This window comes from Camelimonas sp. ID_303_24, assembly GCF_053543495.1.
In genome coordinates, this window is the sequence record NZ_JBLLJM010000011.1 from 92,744 (window position 1) to 108,173 (window position 15,430).

The 15,430-nt window shown below is 67.3% G+C and carries 14 protein-coding genes; 5 read left to right on the plus strand and 9 right to left on the minus strand.

Annotation, left to right across the window (positions count from 1 at the left end):
• Window positions 1–369: 369 nt before the first annotated feature.
• The 4 genes from ACERNI_RS11685 to ACERNI_RS11700 form a co-directional block, all read right to left on the minus strand.
• A complete protein-coding gene (locus tag ACERNI_RS11685) occupies window positions 370–939 on the minus strand; it encodes an RBBP9/YdeN family alpha/beta hydrolase (protein WP_448833465.1) in 570 nt (189 codons plus the stop codon).
• 207 nt (window positions 940–1,146) lie between these two features.
• Window positions 1,147–2,454: an adenylosuccinate lyase gene (purB, locus tag ACERNI_RS11690; protein ID WP_448833466.1), complete on the minus strand. Its 1,308-nt coding sequence runs from the start codon at window positions 2,452–2,454 to the stop codon at window positions 1,147–1,149.
• 82 nt (window positions 2,455–2,536) lie between these two features.
• Window positions 2,537–3,220 (minus strand): ribulose-phosphate 3-epimerase, encoded by a 684-nt coding sequence (gene rpe, locus ACERNI_RS11695; RefSeq protein ID WP_448833467.1) that lies wholly within the window; start codon window positions 3,218–3,220, stop codon window positions 2,537–2,539.
• A 105-nt stretch (window positions 3,221–3,325) separates the two neighbouring features.
• Entirely contained in the window at window positions 3,326–4,297 is a 972-nt protein-coding gene (locus ACERNI_RS11700; protein ID WP_448833468.1) for a hypothetical protein, read from the minus strand.
• 302 nt (window positions 4,298–4,599) lie between these two features.
• Between ACERNI_RS11700 and ACERNI_RS11705 the strand changes: the two genes are divergently transcribed.
• Window positions 4,600–5,898, plus strand: a complete 1,299-nt coding sequence (locus ACERNI_RS11705; protein ID WP_448833562.1) for an NAD(P)/FAD-dependent oxidoreductase — start codon at window positions 4,600–4,602, stop codon at window positions 5,896–5,898.
• A 31-nt stretch (window positions 5,899–5,929) separates the two neighbouring features.
• Here the strand turns inward: ACERNI_RS11705 and ACERNI_RS11710 are convergent, their stop codons facing one another.
• Complete coding sequence (locus tag ACERNI_RS11710) at window positions 5,930–6,919, minus strand: P1 family peptidase (RefSeq protein WP_448833469.1); 990 nt, start codon at window positions 6,917–6,919, stop codon at window positions 5,930–5,932.
• Window positions 6,920–7,171: 252 nt separating this feature from the next.
• On the opposite strand from ACERNI_RS11710, the gene ACERNI_RS11715 reads away from it, so the two are divergent.
• Window positions 7,172–7,873: a hypothetical protein gene (locus tag ACERNI_RS11715; protein ID WP_448833470.1), complete on the plus strand. Its 702-nt coding sequence runs from the start codon at window positions 7,172–7,174 to the stop codon at window positions 7,871–7,873.
• A 54-nt stretch (window positions 7,874–7,927) separates the two neighbouring features.
• Here the strand turns inward: ACERNI_RS11715 and ACERNI_RS11720 are convergent, their stop codons facing one another.
• Together ACERNI_RS11720 and ACERNI_RS11725 are read right to left on the minus strand one after the other, a co-directional pair.
• The gene (locus tag ACERNI_RS11720; RefSeq protein WP_448833471.1) at window positions 7,928–8,725 is read right to left on the minus strand and encodes an alpha/beta fold hydrolase; all 798 of its coding nucleotides are present in this window, start codon (window positions 8,723–8,725) and stop codon (window positions 7,928–7,930) included.
• Between the two features lie 241 nt (window positions 8,726–8,966).
• The gene (locus ACERNI_RS11725; RefSeq protein WP_448833472.1) at window positions 8,967–9,287 is read right to left on the minus strand and encodes a hypothetical protein; all 321 of its coding nucleotides are present in this window, start codon (window positions 9,285–9,287) and stop codon (window positions 8,967–8,969) included.
• Here ACERNI_RS11725 and ACERNI_RS11730 point away from each other — a divergent pair.
• Together ACERNI_RS11730 and ACERNI_RS11735 are read left to right on the plus strand one after the other, a co-directional pair.
• Window positions 9,280–10,437, plus strand: a complete 1,158-nt coding sequence (locus ACERNI_RS11730) for a GGDEF domain-containing protein (RefSeq protein ID WP_448833473.1) — start codon at window positions 9,280–9,282, stop codon at window positions 10,435–10,437. The genes ACERNI_RS11725 and ACERNI_RS11730 overlap by 8 nt on opposite strands.
• A gap of 270 nt (window positions 10,438–10,707) precedes the next feature.
• A complete protein-coding gene (locus tag ACERNI_RS11735) occupies window positions 10,708–11,913 on the plus strand; it encodes a hypothetical protein (RefSeq protein WP_448833474.1) in 1,206 nt (401 codons plus the stop codon).
• 259 nt (window positions 11,914–12,172) lie between these two features.
• On the opposite strand, the gene sfsA is transcribed toward ACERNI_RS11735, so the two are convergent.
• A complete protein-coding gene (gene sfsA, locus ACERNI_RS11740; protein WP_448833475.1) occupies window positions 12,173–12,904 on the minus strand; it encodes a DNA/RNA nuclease SfsA in 732 nt (243 codons plus the stop codon).
• Window positions 12,905–13,330: 426 nt separating this feature from the next.
• Between sfsA and ACERNI_RS11745 the strand changes: the two genes are divergently transcribed.
• Window positions 13,331–14,107: a competence/damage-inducible protein A gene (locus ACERNI_RS11745; protein WP_448833476.1), complete on the plus strand. Its 777-nt coding sequence runs from the start codon at window positions 13,331–13,333 to the stop codon at window positions 14,105–14,107.
• A 62-nt stretch (window positions 14,108–14,169) separates the two neighbouring features.
• Here the strand turns inward: ACERNI_RS11745 and ACERNI_RS11750 are convergent, their stop codons facing one another.
• Window positions 14,170–15,405 (minus strand): CaiB/BaiF CoA transferase family protein, encoded by a 1,236-nt coding sequence (locus ACERNI_RS11750; protein WP_448833477.1) that lies wholly within the window; start codon window positions 15,403–15,405, stop codon window positions 14,170–14,172.
• Between the last annotated feature and the right edge of the window lie 25 nt (window positions 15,406–15,430).

Consider the following 15,430-nt stretch of genomic DNA (forward strand, 5'->3'; position numbering starts at 1 on the left):
GAACTTTTCGCGGAACCGCGCTGGCCAGATTTCTGGCGCGCGTTGGCCTGGAGCACTGTACGTTTACTGGAGCACTGTACGTTTATTCAGAACCGGATGCGGCTCCCGCATTGTCGGATTGCGGGAGGTCTGTGCGGCCGACGTTTCCCGTCCTCTTGCAGGAAACCGCGCGGGCCGCGCAGCCGGGCGTCGTCTGTCGCGTCCGGCCGCTACCTTGAGAATACAACCTTGAATTGCCGTTTCATGATAACGCAACCAGATCTAGCTGAAGTTTCGCGCGCCGGCTAGCCGACGCGCGCTCACATTCAGGCGCCTGCCTCAAGGCCGGGCGCCATTGGGGATGAGCGCCGGCGGCGTCGAGGCCGGCGCTCAGGTGAGATCGCGCAGGAAGGTGGCGAAACGCAAGGTTCCGTCCGGCCAGGGGCCATGGCCACTCGATGTATTGATGTGTCCGGCCTCGCCAGCGTCGAGGAAGCGCGCGCCCCACGCTTCCGCAAGGGCCTTCGCCTCGTCCTGCGGGCAATATGGATCATCGCTGGCGCTCACCACCACGGTGGGGAATGGCAGCGGCTGGCGCGGGAACGGCGTGAACGCCGGGTCAACGCCCGGAATGGCGCGCACGGCGCGTTCCGACGGCGGCGCCACCAGCCATGCGCCGGCGATATGCCCAGGCGCGGCGGTGGCGGACGCCAGTTGCCGCGCGGCATTGGCCACCACGATACAACCGATCGAATGGGCCACCAGCACCTGCGGCCGTGACTTGCCGGTCGCGGCGGTGAGCAGGCGCTCCGTCCATGCCTTCAGATGCGGCTTGTGCCAGTCATCCTGTTCGACCCGGCGCGCCGAGGAAAGTTTTGCCTCCCAGCGGCTCTGCCAGTGGTCTTCATCGGAGCCGGCCCAGCCGGGGATGATGAGGATGTCGCAATCGGCTGCTTTCATGGGTCAGCTCCGTACCAAAACGCTTTCCGGCGTGGGGAACGCCACGTTGCGTGAGGAAAGCGCGCGTAATCAGTCAGGCGGGCAAAGCACCGGCCCGGGGGGATGGGTCTGCTCCGGGGAGGGGCGATCTGTTGTGGCAAGCGGCGCGGCCAAAAGCAAACGCCCGCCGGAAGGCGGGCGCGCGTCAGGGCCGGAGGCGGCGCAGGCTCACGCCTCGCCGAACACCCGGCGGAAGATCGTGTCCACGTGCTTCAGGTGATAGCCGAGGTCGAACTTTTCCTCGATCTCCCCGTCGGTAAGATACTTCTTCACCTCCGGGTCATTCTTCAGCAGCGTCAGGAAGTCGCCTTCGCCGCGCCACACCGGCATGGCGTTGCGCTGCACCAGACGGTAGCTGTCCTCACGGCTGGCGCCCTTCTGGGTCAGGGCCAGCAGCACGCGCTGCGAATGCACCAGGCCGCCAAGGCGGTCGAGGTTCTTCTGCATGTTCTCAGGGTAGACCAGCAGCTTGTCGATGACGCCGGTGAGGCGCGCCAGGGCGAAGTCCAGGGTAATGGTGGCGTCCGGGCCGATCATCCGCTCCACCGAGGAGTGCGAGATGTCGCGCTCGTGCCACAGGGCGACGTTCTCCATCGCCGGCAGGGCGAAGGCGCGCACCATGCGGGCGAGGCCGGTGAGGTTTTCGGTCAGCACCGGGTTGCGCTTGTGCGGCATGGCCGACGAGCCCTTCTGGCCCTCGGAGAAGAACTCCTCGGCTTCCAGCACCTCGGAGCGCTGCAGGTGACGCACCTCGATGGCCAGGCGCTCGATCGACGAGGCGATGACGCCGAGGGTGGCGAAGAACATGGCGTGGCGGTCGCGCGGGATCACCTGGGTCGAGACCGGCTCGACCGTCAGGTTCATCTGCTCCGCGACGTACTCCTCCACCTGCGGCTCGATATTGGCGAAGGTGCCGACGGCGCCGGAGATGGCGCAGGTGGCGATCTCCGCCCGGGCCGCCACAAGGCGTTCGCGGTTGCGCGAGAATTCGGCGTAGGCCTGGGCCATCTTCAGGCCGAAGGTCACCGGCTCGGCGTGAATGCCGTGCGAGCGGCCGATGGTCGGCGTCATCTTGAACTCGAACGCCCGGCGCCGGATGGCGGCGAGCAGGGCGTCCATGTCGGCCAGCAGGATGTCGGCGGCGCGGGCCAGCTGCACGTTCAGGCAGGTGTCCAGCACGTCGGACGAGGTCATGCCCTGGTGTACGAAGCGCGCCTCCGGGCCGACGATCTCGGCCAGGTGCGTCAGGAAGGCGATGACGTCGTGCTTGGTCTCGCGCTCGATCTCGTCGATGCGGTCGATATCGAACACGGCCTTCGAGCCTTCAGCCCACACCTTGTCGGCGGCCTCCTGCGGCACCACGCCGAGTTTCGCCAGCGCCGTGGTCGCGTGCGCCTCGATCTCGAACCAGATGCGGAAGCGGGTCTCGGGCGTCCAGATGGAGACCATTTCAGGGCGGCTGTAACGCGGGATCATGGGCGTGGCTCTTGCGGTGTGACGTTGCGGACTGGCGCCGGCCATCCGGCAATCCGGAGGCGGCGCAGTGATTGGGAAAGCCTCAGACGATGTCGCCGCGGGCGATCTCGGCTGAACGGCGGATGGCGGCGATGTTGCCGGCGTAATGGGCCGGGCCGCCCTTGAAGGCGGCGGAGCCGGCCACCAGCGCGTTGGCGCCGGCGGCGGCCAGCGGCGCCGCGGTTTCCGGATTGACGCCGCCGTCAACCTCGATGTGGATCGGCCGGTCGCCAATCAGCGCCTTCGTCTGCGCCACCTTGGTCACCGCCTGGGGAATGAACGCCTGGCCGCCAAAGCCCGGGTTCACCGACATGATCATCACCATGTCGATCAGGTCGAGCACGTTCTCGATGCTGGAGACCGGCGTCGCCGGGTTCAGCACCACGCCGGCCTGCTTGCCGAGCGCGTTGATGGCCTGCAGCGAACGGTGCAGGTGGGGGCCCGCCTCCACATGCACGCTGATGCGGTCCGCGCCGGCCTTGGCGAAGGCTTCGAGGTAGGGATCAACGGGCGCGATCATCAGATGCACGTCGAACAGCTTGCTGCTGTAGGGCCGCAGCGCTTTCATCACGTCCGGGCCGAAGGAAATGTTCGGCACGAAATGCCCGTCCATGACGTCGACGTGGATCCAGTCGGCGCCGGCCTCGTCGATGGCGCGGACTTCCTCGCCGAACCGGGCGAAATCGGCGGAGAGGATGGACGGAGCGATGATGACCGGAGCTCGCATGGGGCGCGCGCCTTCCTGAGATTTAAAAAAGTATGAAGCTGCCGCCGGGCTCTACCACTCCGGGGCCGCGCGGACAATGTTGAAGACGCCCGGCGTTGAAGACTGTCAGCGTCCGCCCGTGGCGGGTTGCGCCTGCAACCGGCGCGCCAGCGGCGACAGCAGTTGCGGCGTGATGAAGATCGGAATCTGCGCCAGCGAAAAGAACAGATAGGCCTTTTGCGGAACCGCCGCCCCCATGGCGGCGATCAGCAGGCCCATGTTGCGCTGGCCGGCGCCATAGGCCACCAGAAACCGGTCGGTGGGCGTGAAATTGCGCAGAACCGCCATGGAGAGGCCGAAGCCGACGGCGGTGATGGCGCACGCCAGCGCCAGATAGCCGGCCACGGTCCATGGCTGGGCCAAGGCCATGTGGGTGACGCCATCCATGGCCGCGGCGGCGAAGACGGCGAACAGGATGACAATGGCGCCATCGAGTTGCTGCCGCGCGCCGGCCACGCGTTCGGAACCGAAGACGAGGCGCAGCGCCACGCCGGCGGCCATGCCGCCGCCGATCAGCAGGGCGAGGCGCAGCGCCAGGGCGCGGGCGTCCATGGGAATGTGCGCGCCGGCCAGCGCTTCCGTGGCGAAGGGCGCGAATACGGGAGCCAGCGCCGTGGTCAGCACCACGGCGGCGATGATCAGCGACGGCTCGAAGCGGAACAGCATGGCGATGGCCGGGGCCGAGATCACCGGCGGCGCCGCCGCCATGATGGCGAGGCCGAGAATGAGCCCCGGATCGACGGGAGCCGCCCGCATGGCGACGATGACCGCGAATGTCACCACAAGGGGAACGACAATCAGCCACAGGCACGCGTAGGCCAGTTGCGCCGGACGTCGGGCCATGGCGGCGATGGGCCTGAAATCGGTGCGCGCGAACATGATGGCGAGAAAGATGAACTGCACCGGGGCCAGCAGCGGGCGAAACAGTTGCGCCAGCTGTGGAAAGGCCAGGCCAAAAATCACCGCGACGACGAAGCCCTGGGCGCCGAAACGGCCAATCAGGGTGAGAAGGGCGTTGATGGCCTGCAGCGGCTTCATGAAAGGCGGCGCTCCGTCCGCGGGCAAACCCGGCGGGGCCCGCTATGTGCGGTCTAGAATTTTCATGGCTCCGCCGCCACCTGGATTATGGCATGGCGGCATTCCCGGCGAGGAGGGGTATGCTCGCTTTGCGGGTGGGTCCTGCCGGGCGGGTTGATCTATCACGGTTTGATCCATTGGCCGGTCATCCGGCGGGGGTGAGCCGCCTTTCATCGGAAAGGCGCCATTTCAAAACAGGGACGCAGCAAAATTCTGTTTCCGGTTGATCGAATTTTGCCCGAGCACAGGACGGACACATGACGATGGATACTGAGGCGTTGACGACGCGCGGACAGGCCGGGGACAGCGCCGGACCGGGCGAGGCCGACGTGCTGGTGCTCGGCGCGGGCATTATCGGCGTCTGCGTCGCCGCCAGCCTCGCCCTGCGCGGCAAGTCCGTGGTCATCATCGACCGGCGCGCGCCGGGCGAGGAAACCTCCTATGGCAACGCCGGCCTGATCCAGCGCGAAGGCGTCTATCCCTACGGCTTCCCGCATGATTTTGGCGCACTGCTGCGCTACGGCATGAACCGGACGATCGACGCGCATTATCACCTGTCCGCCCTGCTGACGGTCGCGCCCTTCCTATACCGCTACTGGCGGCATTCGCAGGTGAAGTCCCACGACGCCATTGCCCGCCAGTACGCCACCCTGATCGCCCATTGCGTTGATGAGCACCTCGCCATGGCGGATGCCGCCGGCGCCCGCGACCTGCTGCGGGGCAATGGCTGGATGAAGGCTTTCCGCAGCGAGCGGGCGCGCGACCAGCAATTCGCCGAGGCCGAGCGCTGGCGCGGTGAATTCGGCGTCAGCTATCGCACGCTGACGCCGGCCGCTCTGGCGGAAGCCGAGCCGTTCCTGGTTCCAGGCCTCGCCGGCGCCCTGCACTGGACCGACCCGTGGACGGTGACCGATCCGCACGCCCTGGTGCTGGCCTACATGCGCCTGGCTGAACAGCATGGCGCCCGTTTCGTCCAGGCCAACGCCGGTTCGCTGGCGCCTCACGGCTCCGGCTGGCGGGTGCAGGCCCCCGGCGGTCCGGTCACCGCCCGCGACGCGGTGGTGGCGCTGGGCCCGTGGGCCGATACGCTGACCCGCGCGCTCGGCTACGATCTGCCGCTGGCGGTGAAGCGTGGTTATCACATGCATTATCGCCCGGCCGGAGAGGCGCGCCTCAACCATCCGGTGCTCGACGTGGAGCGCGGCTATTTCCTCGCCCCCATGCGCCAGGGCATCCGCCTGACCACTGGCGCGGAATTCGCCCTGCGCGATGCGCCGCGCACGCCGGTGCAGCTTGGCCGGGCCGAGCCGATCGCCCGCGATTTCTTCCCGCTGGGCCAGCGGCTGGAGCCGCAGCCGTGGATGGGCGCCCGCCCGTGCACGCCGGACATGCTGCCGGTCATCGGCCCGGCGCCGCGTCACCATCACCTGTGGTTCGCCTTCGGTCACGCCCATCATGGCCTGACCCTGGGCCCGGTGACCGGCCGCCTGATCGCCGACATGGTGACCGGCGAAACGCCTTTCGTCGATCCGGCTCCGTTCCGGGCGACGCGGTTCAGCTAAAACACCCTCGGGCGAAAGGCGCCTCGGCGCCTCACCCGCCGAAGCGATCCCGCCACGCCGGCAGGGCGCCCGGGAAGGGCAGCGCGGTTGCCGCGTGGACGCCGCGCGCCACCGCCCGCGCCATCACGTCGGCGGCGCATATGCACAGCTCCGTCAGCTCCATCACCGGATCGCCGAGCGCGCGCCTGCCGGTCGAGGCGCCAAACACGATGTCGCCGTCGAGCGGCGTATGGGCCGGGCGGATGGCGCGGGAAAAACCGTCGTGCGCCGACAGGGCGATGCGCTTGGCCTGCGCCTTGGACAGCGTGGCGTCGGTGGCGACCAGGGCGATGGTGGTGTTGGCGACCACGCCCTTCAGCGGCGTCTTCAGATTGGCGGCTGACACCCGCGCCGGCCAGCCGAGGCCGCCGTACTCGCCGTCGCGCTCAAATGGCGCCGCCCAGAAATGCGGACCATCATTGACCAATACGGAGCCGATGGCGTTGACCACGACAATCGCTCCCACCGTATGACCGCTGCTTGTCACGGCGCTGGCCGAGCCAAGGCCCCCCTTGAGATTGGCGGTGGTGGCGCCCAGGCCGCCGCCATGGCTGCCGAGGAGGAAGTCCAGATCCGCCGTCGCCACCGCCTGGCGTCCAAGCTGGCGATAGGGCGGCGCGTCGCCCCAGTTCTTGTCGCCGCCGTTCATCATGTCGAAGCAGATGGCCTGGGGCACGATGGGAATGCGCGCGTCGCCCACGGCGAAACCGCGTCCGCGCGCCGCCAGTTCGATCATCGCCCCATCCGCCGCCGCAAGGCCGAAAGCCGATCCGCCGCTGAGCAGAATCGCGTCCACCTGCTCCACCGTCATTTCTGGCGACAGCAGATCGGTCTCACGCCCGCCGGGGCCGCCGCCGAGCACGGCGACCGAGGCGGTCGCCGGCGCGTCGAACACCACGGCGGTAACGCCCGTGGCGACCCGTGGGTCGGACGCGTTGCCAACCGTCAGCCCCGCCACGTCGGTGATCAGATTGCGACTCATGACGCCCTTCCCCTGTTGCGCTTCGCCACGCCAGAACGTGACCTGCTCTTGCGGGCAACATAATCCCGCCTGCCGGCGCGTCATGACAACAGCAACCCGCGGCGGGTCAGGCATATTTTCCGCCCTGTGGATGGGCGCCCGGTCCGGGCGATGATTTGACAGGCGACGCCATCGTTCCCGCATATTAAAGAGGCGGTGGCGCAGGGGGCGCGCGGTTCCGGCGGCTCCCTGGCCGGTGCAGAAAGGGCGTTTATGGGCCTTACGGATATTTTCAGGGCGGTCGCGGGTGGCTTCAGCGGCTTTCTGCAGCCGGGCGTGGCGCTGATGCTGGCGCCGCTTCTGGCCTATCTGGTGGCGGAAGCCTATGACGCGCCGCCGCCGTGGCGCCCGGCGCGGGCCGGCGCCCGCGCGCTGATGCTGTGCGTGGCTTTTGCTTTCGGCTTTGCCGTCGCCCTGGCCGTGCTCGTCGCCGCGCTGGCTGGCGGCTCGCAATTGCTGCGCCATCTGAATGTGCTGCGCCAGGTTGGCGCGCTGGCCATCGTGCTCACCGGCCTGTCGCTGCTGGCGTCGTTCTGCCGGCCCGGCCCCGGTTGGGCCAGCCTGCCGCGCCCTGGCGGCCTGTGGGGCGGCTGGTTGCTCGGCGTCGCGTGTGGATTGAACTGGACGCCGGCCATTGGCCCGGTGCTGTCAGGCGTTCTGGTTGGCCAGTCGCAAGGGCGCGCCGGCGGCGTCGCGCTGCTGGCTGGCTATGTGCTGGCGCAGGCATTGCCGTTCCTGCTGGCCGCCGCGGCGCTGTGGGCTCTGGCCGCGCTTCTGGCGCACCGGGACGCGCGCGGCGTGGCGGGCGGCGTCGTCGCCTCCGCCATCCTGGTGCTGTGCGGCCTGCTGATGCTGACCGGCGCCTGGCGAACCGGCGTGCTGGCGCTGGCGCCGGCAGTCCCGGGCCTGGGATAACGGCGCTCCAGGACAACGCCCCAAGGAGAGTGGGCGCTTTGCCAGAAACGCGCTTCAGCCGCGCAGGAAATCGCCGGCGGCCTGCGTGAACGTCGTCGCCTGCTCCACATTGGACAGATGCGCCGCCTCCAGGGTCAGCAGGCTGGCGTCAGCCAGTTGCCCGGCGATGAAGCGCGCCTGCTCCGGCGTTGTGCCGGCGTCGTGCGCGCCGGCGATCACCAGCGTCGGCGGCGTGGCCCCGCGAATCGCCTGTTGCAAATCCATGCCGGCCAGCGCCATGGCGCAGGCGGCGTAGCCGTCTGGCTTCGTTCGCAGAACCAGTTCACGGATGTTGGCCACCACATCAGGATGCGCCGCCGCGAAGCCGGGGGTGAACCAGCGGGCCATCACGCCGTCGATCAGGCCGGCCATGCCGACGGTTTTCAGGGTCGCCAGACGCTCGTCCCAGGCGGAGGCGGCGCCGGTCGATGCGGCGGTGTTGGCGAGAACAACGCGATTCAGCTGTTGCGGCGCGTGGGCCAGCAGCCATTGCCCGGCCATGCCGCCCATCGACAGCCCGCACCAGTGAACCCGGTCCAGCGCCAGCGCGTCCATGATGGCGAGCGCATCCAGCCCCAGCGCGCCGACGCCGTCCCGCGCCGCGTCCGCCGCCGCATGCCGCGGAACCGGCGAAGCGCCATGGCCGCGCGCGTCGTAGCGGATGACGCGAAAATCCCGGGCGAACCCGGCGACCTGCGGCGCCCAGACTTCCAGCGAAGCTCCCAGCGGATGCGCCAGCATCAGGGGCGGGGCGTCGTCCGCCCCATCGATGGCGATATGGAAAGACTGGCGGGAGGTCTGGAGCATTGGCATGACGGGACACCTTGGGGGGAGGGCGGCTGTGGGCGCAGGCCGGCCGCTTCCGGGTGACCCACGATGACGCAAATGCGCGACTTTCCAAAACGCCCCGCTGGCGAAACGCTCTGCTGACATGACAGCCGGGCGCCTGGAAACGCGCGCGCCGCTCACCAGGGGCGCCCAAAAGGCAGGGCAAGATCTGCCAGCCTGATCCGCCAGTTTTCAGATAGATCGGATCCGGACGCGCGCTGTGGTTTCAATATATTGATACAAAACACATTTTCTGAATATCTGGCGGGCCGGGCGGCGCGAGGCGCCCCTGCTGGCGCGGATGGCTTCGCGGACCAATGTCACGGACCGCCCAAAATTTATGCTGCAATTCGCGCGTTTCCCGCTGATATATGGAAGAGTTCAAGTTTTCGGCCGTTGAATTTGGCAATTGTTCTTGCTTGAAGCGCTGTGGCTTGTCAGCGGGCCGGGGTCCGGCGCCGGTCGTCACGCGCCAGGTCGCTTCGACAGGGTTTCCGGCGTTATTCGGAGTGGGACGCGCGATGTTGGATTTGCCCACGATGATCACGGCGACCTGCTGCGTGGCTGTCGTGCAGGGGCTGTTGCTGCTGTTCTTCTGGGCGCGCGACAGCCGTCCTCCCGCCCTGGCGTTGACCAGCGTTGCATTCGTGTGTTTTGGCGTTGGCTATGCGCTGATCGGCGGCCGCCAGCTCCTTGGAATTGGTGTGGGCAGCGGCGTCGGCAGCGCCTTCATGCTTCTCTCTGGCGTCCTGTTTATCAGCGCCGCCCGCCGGCTGGGCCGCAGGCGTACGCCCATGGGGTTCGCCATCGCGGCGCCCGTGGTCTGGCTGGCGGCTTTCATGTTCTGGCCGCCGCTGGAGAGTCCGGAAGCGCGTTCGACAGTCGTTTCGGCGTTCATGGCCGCGTGTTTTCTCCTGAGCGCGCTCGAATGCTGGCGCAACCGGGGAGCGGGCGGGGGCGCCTCCTTCGGGCCGCTCATGGCCGTGGCGCTGATGTTCTCAGGCCTGTTTACGTTGCGGGCGTTGTTCAACGAGGGATTGCCGTTTCCCCTTGGCTCGTTGCCGCCGGACGGCAATATCTGGTTTGGCCTGGCGTCTTTTGGCGTCTTCATGCTGCTGTCGATGGTGGTATTCCTGGTTGTCGGCCTCACCCACGACCGGCTGGAGGCGGCGCGGGCGCAGCAGGCGATCGTTGATCCGGTGACGGGGGCGCTGCGGCGCGCGGCTTTTGTCATTCAGGGCGCGCGCATCGTCGCGCGTCATCACGAGGACGGACGCTCCGCGTGTCTCGCGCTTGTCGGCCTGGCGGCGCCTGTTGGTGAAGTTGCAGAAGAGGCGCTGCGGGTGTTCGCACGCGTCGCCGCTGATGTGCTCAAGCCAACCGATCTGATGGCGCGGATGGGGCCGAACGAATTCGCCTGCCTGCTGAGCGATGTTGTGATCGGCGAAGCGGATGATCTGACTGTGACGATGCTGCAGCGTTTCGAGCGCCAGGCGGCGGCTGCGGAGGTTCCGACCCTGGCGCGCGCCGGAATTGCCAGCTCAACCCAGGTTGGTAACGATTTCAGGAGTTTGATACAGGCCAGCGATCACGCGCTGGGGTGCGCCCGGTTCGCCGCTGGCAAGGTTGTTACATGGCATCCCGCAATTGACCGGCGCATAACCCCTCGCGCCCAGCCCGCGGCAGGGTGGCAATAAAGACACGTAGCGAACCTGTGTATGTTACGTTTATTTGACAGGATTGACGTCGGCCATAATTTCAAAGATATACCCTGAATGGCCTAGTGGCGCCAGCCATACACACTGGCAGGCCAGTCAACCGTGCTGTCATTCTCCCGCATTCGCGCAGCCGGCATATGCCGGACGGAACTTGCAGGAGGCGACGGCGTTTAGTCGTGGATCGGCAAAAGCCGGTCGCTGGATGTTTGACGATGGCGATGCCGCCAGGTTTTCCAGGCTGGTGCAGGGATGCAGATTAACGTTGAGATGCTCCTCCTCTCCGGGGGACTGGTCAGCGCGGCGCAAGGCGCTGTTCTGTTGTATTTCTGGCGTCGAAGCCGTTCGGCGCTCTATCTCGCATGGTGGGCGGCGTCGTTCCTCGTGGGCGGCGTGCTGCGCATTCTCGTCGAGTTGCTGCCCTATTCGTTCGACGAGCGCAATTTCCTCGGCATCCTGGTTATCATGCTCGCCTACGGCATGGCCTGGCAGGGCGTCCGCACGTTTGGCGGGCGGCCGGTCGTGCTGCCCATGGTGTTTCTGCCGCCGGCCTGCTGGATCGTCATCGGCTTCTCGGGCCTGTTCGAGAATGGCTCGATCGCGCAGATGCGCGCCGTCAGCTTCCTCTATGCCTTTACCTGGGCGGTGTCGGCCTTTGAGTTCGTGCGCTCCCAGGGAGTTTCCCTGGCTGCCCGCATGCCGATGATCGTGTTGTGCGCCGGCACGGCGGGTCTTTACGTTCTGCGTATCTTCCTGATCCCCTCGTTCCCGTATCCGATTGGCGCCGCGCCGACCGAGACGTGGGCCTATTCGGTGCTGTTCTTCGTCTCGATCGTCACGACCATTCCGTTTGGCACCTTCGCCCTGGCCTTGTCGCGGGAGCATACCCACGCAACCGCGAAGACCTGGGATGACGAGCCGCACCATCATCACATCCGTTCCCGCAGCACGTTCTTCGCCAATGTGCGCCTGATGCTCCGTCAGTACCGCATGCGCAACGAGCCGGTTTCCATGGCCTTTGTGCATCTCGATACGGGCGTGGAGCGGCAGCCGCAGGCGGCTGAGGGTTTCGAGCGGATTTTGCGCCGGTTCGAAATGAGCGTGAAGGCCAGCGACCTGTTCAGCGTCGTGGGACGCGGTGAGTTCGCCGCCGTGCTGGGCCGCTCCACTGCGGCTGACGCCCAGGCGCATTATGCCAATGTGCTCGCCGGGCTGGACAAGCTGTGCCGGCGCCAGGGCTGGACGTTGCACATCGGCGTCGCTTCCAGCGATATGGTTGGATATGACGTCAACGCGCTGATTGAAGCGTCGTATATGGCGCTGTCGCAGGCGCGGCGCGACGTTCACCCCAGCGTGGTGATGTTTGCGCCGTCGATGCGCAAGCCTGCGACGCCGGTCATGTCGAACGTGGCCACATTCACGCCGTCGGCCCCGCTCCAGAAGCAAACGGTCGCCTGAGGGCGATACTGCCAGACAGGTCGGGATATAACAGGCGCTCCTTCCCCCGGAAGGAGCGTTTTTTATTGTGGCTCTGTTTACTGTGGTCCTGCCGGCCGGACAGGGGCATCCTGGCGCCGTTGCCGGGTCAGGCTGGGCCGGACCGGAATTGCGCGGACCCTGGCTGCATACTTGTTCAGGGGCCACGTCGGCCGGAAGGGGCGGTCAAAGGGCCCGGCCAAAGGCCGGCGTGTTGGGGCCGCGACGTTGGGGCGCGGTTTCAGTCTGGACAGGCCGGATCTGGCGCCAGCACCGGAATGCTGCTGGTGATGCGCTGCTCCACCGTGTCGATATGCGATACGACCGCTAGTGATTCAACGCCGGCCGCCGTGGCGGCGCGCCATGCGGCGGCGTATCCAGGATCGAGGTCCGTTGCCAGCCGGAACGCGTCGGCCCGCATCTGGACGACGTAGAGCATGACCCCACGATGGCCGGCGGCAACCATGTCGGCAAGTTCTGCCAGGTGTTTGGCGCCGCGCGCCGTGACGCAATCGGGGAATTCCGCCAGGTCTGGCTGGCGCATCAGATGCACGTTCTTGATTTCGACATAGCAGGGCGGCCTGTCGGGATGCTCAAGCAGAATGTCGATGCGGCTGGCGCGGCCGTAGCGGACCTCGCGTCGCAGACTGTCATAACCGGTCAGTTGCGGGATGATTCCCGCCCGTAGCGCCTCCTCGGCCAACGCGTTGGGCCGCGAGGTATTGATGCCCACCCATTGTGGACGATCCGGCGCGCCGATCTCGACCAGTTCCCACGACCACGGCAACGCCCGCTTTGGATTGTCCGAGCGGGACAGCATGGCGCGGCTTCCCGCCGCCGTCAGCCCCAACATGGCGCCGGGGTTGGCGCAATGGGCGGTGACTACCGAGCCGTCGTCCAGCTCCATGTCAGCCAGGAAGCGTTTGTAGCGCCGCAGCAGCCGCGCTTCGACCAGGGGGGAGGGATAGTGCATGGTTGAGCCGGCTTGACCCTTGTCAATTGCGGGTGCGCCGCCAGAGCGCTTGCCCATCAGACGGAATCGTTTGATCGACCTGAATTAGCCCAGAGTAAAGGATGCGGGGGCCTTTTCCGATCCAGTTTGATCGGAGACGGCTCCCGTGGCGGGCTGCGATCCGCCGACCGTTGCAGTTCGGCGCGCGCCTGCGCAGGCTGGGCGCCCGCACAACCTGCGCCTTGCTGAGGTCGTGCGCCTGCTGTTGGCCAGGGCGCAATTCCGGCCATGCCGTAACGGCAGCGCGGCGGCGCGACAGTTTCCGTGACGCCGACGCCGTGGCGGGATTATAAACCTTCCGCGCGCCGCGCGAGGGTTCACGCGTCGCACGAGGCTTCATCACGATTCCCGTTCACAACCTCCTGTCTATCAGCACCTGGGGACGCCATGTCGGAACAACATAACAGCAGCGCAGCGCCGGTGACGGCGGCCGTGCTCGTCATCGGCGACGAAATCCTGTCCGGGCGGACCAAGGACCGCAATATCGGCTTCATCGCCGAATATCTGGCCAACATTGGCGTTGACCTGAAGGAGGTGCGCGTCGTGCCCGACGAGCACCAGGAGATTGTTGACGCGGTCAACGCCCTGCGCCGGCGCTACACTTATGTCTTCACCACCGGGGGCATTGGCCCGACCCATGATGACATCACCGCCGACGCCATCGCCGCCGCCTTTGGCGTCAGCATCGATGTGGACGAGCGCGCGGTGCAGGAATTGCTGAAGCGCCTGCGGCGGGAAGACCTGACGCCGGCCCGCCTGCGCATGGCCCGCATCCCGGCCGGGGCTGAGCTGGTGTTGAACGAGGTTTCCAGCGCCCCGGGTTTCTGGATCGGCAACGTCATCACCATGGCCGGCGTGCCGGCGATCATGCAGTCGATGATGGATTGGGTGGGGCCGCGTCTGCGCACCGGCCAGCGCATGTTGTCGACGTCGATTCGCGCCGATGCGCGGGAGGGCGACGTGGCGACGCCCTTCGGCGAACTCGCCCGCGCCTTCCCGGACGTGATCATGGGCAGCTATCCCTTCAACGATGAGAAGGGGTTCAACACCAATCTGGTGTTGCGTTGCCGCGACGCCGACCGGCTGGCGCTGGCGCGTCAGGCGGTCGAGGCCATGTTGGCGGCCCTGCCGTCGCGGGATGCAACGGGCGTCGCCAACCCCTGAGGGCGCAGGCGGGCGACGCAGGCCAGGCGACGCAGGCCAGGCGACGCTGCCAGGCCGACGGATCAGGCCGACGGATCAGGGCGGCGCGATCCGGCGCCGTTCAGCACCTCGGACAGCACCTCGTCATTGTGGGCGCCCAACCCCGGCGGCGGCGCCGGCGGCCGTTTGGTCTCTTCGGAGATCCAGATCGGGCTGTCGACGGTCAGCGGCGCGCCGTCGAGCCCCTGCATCGGCGTCAGCACGCCGGCTGCCAGCATCTGCTCATCGTGCACCGCATCGAACACATGCGCCACAACGCTGTGGGTGACGCCGGACTCTGTCAGCAGATCGTGCCAGACCGCCGCCGGCCGGGTGGCGAAAATCTGGTCAAGCAACGTGATCAGTTCCGCCGCGCGCCCGGCCCGCAATTCTATGGTGGCGAAGCGCGGATCGTCAGCAAGTTCCGGCCTGCCGGCGACGCGGGTGACGGCGGGCCAGCAGTGCGCCTGCTGGTTGGCGGTGACGGCCAGGGTCAGCCAACGCCCGTCGGCGCAGCGGTAGTGGCTGCCAAGGGGGTTGGTTCCCTCCAGCCGGGCCAGTGGTTTCGGCGGCGCGACGCCGGCGATGGCCCCCTGAATGGAGATGGCGTTCGACCAGGCGCCGTTGGCGATCAGGGATGAGCCGACATGGGCGCCGCGCCCGGTGCGCTCGCGGCGGTACAGCGCCGAGACGATGCCGCCGTAGAGCGCCAGCGCGCCCATGTGGTCGCCCATGCCAGGCGTGGAGCGGGCCGGAACGCTGTCCCCGGTGGGGCGCACCTGATCCATCAGGCCGGAGCGCGCCCACCAGGCGGTGGCGTCGAAGGCGGCCAGGTCCTTTTCCGGCCCTGTTTCCCCGAAGCCGGTGAACGAGGCGTAGATTAGCCGGTCATTGAGGCCGGCGAGCCGGTCCCATGAAATGCCGAGCCGCTCGCGCGCCTTCAGCGGCATGTTGGTGATGAACACGTCGGCGGTTCGCACCAGGCCGTATAGCTTTTCCTGCTCGGCGGGCTGCTTCAGGTCCAGCGCGACGCTGCGCTTGTTGCGGGCCAGCACGGTCCAGAAATAGGCGTGCTCGGTCGGCGTGAGGCCGGGGGCAAGATGGAAGCTGCGCATGGGGTCGCCGCCGCCAGGTGGTTCGATCTTGATAACGTCGGCGCCAAAATCCGAAAGAATGGTCGCGGCGGCCGGCGCGGCGACGAATGAGGCCGCGTCCAGAACGCGCAAGCCGCTGAACATGCCGACGCCATGGCGCGCGGCGTCCTCCGGTCGTTGTGTCACCGGCGTCTCCTGTCCCTTGTCAAAC